Origin of the sequence: Streptococcus mitis, from assembly GCF_946190325.1 — a bacterium.
Lineage (GTDB): Bacteria > Bacillota > Bacilli > Lactobacillales > Streptococcaceae > Streptococcus > Streptococcus mitis_CF.
Map to the genome: position 1 here is coordinate 1 of NZ_CAMHZR010000027.1, position 669 is coordinate 669.

General features: G+C 42.2%; 1 protein-coding gene. It reads left to right on the plus strand.

The genetic code is table 11. The features are described from left to right. On the plus strand, positions 1–669 hold a 669-nt coding region (locus N8M95_RS09180; RefSeq protein WP_261117087.1), incomplete at both ends, for a DUF1542 domain-containing protein.

The following is a 669-nucleotide window of genomic DNA, read 5'->3' on the forward strand; positions in this document are numbered from 1 at the left end:
CCATCGATGACGCATTGAAAGCTAAGAACGACGCGATTGATGCGAACAATGACTTAACAGACGAAGAAAAAACTGCGGCGAAAGCTGATGCAAAAGCCAAAGCCGACGCAGCGAAACAAGCGATCGACAACGCAACAACAAACGAGGGAGTAGACCAAGCTAAGGCTAACGGAACAACAGAAGTAAACAATGTCACTCCAACACCAGTAGCTAAGCCAGCAGCTAAGAAAGCGATAGAAGATGCGCTTAAAGCCAAAGAAGCAGAGATCGATACTCGAGATGATCTGACAGCTGAGGAAAAAATAGCAGCTAAAGAAGAAGCTAGGGCTAAAGCAGAAGCGGCAAAACAAGCAGTTGATAAAGCGGCAACAAATGCTGACGTTGAAAATTCAAAAACTATTGGGGTAGCAGATGTAAACTCATTGAATCCAGTAGCGGTTAAGAAACCAGAGGCTAAAAAAGCTGTAGATGAAGCACTAAAGGCAAAAGAAGCAGAAATTGATGCGAACAATGACTTAACAGCAGAAGAAAAACTAGCAGCTAAGGAAGAAGCTAAGGCAAAAGCAGATGCAGCTAAGAAAGCAATCGATGGAGCTGATACAGATATTAAGGTTGATGTAAATAGTATATCTGGTTTAAGTGATGTAAATTCATTTAGTCCAGAACCAG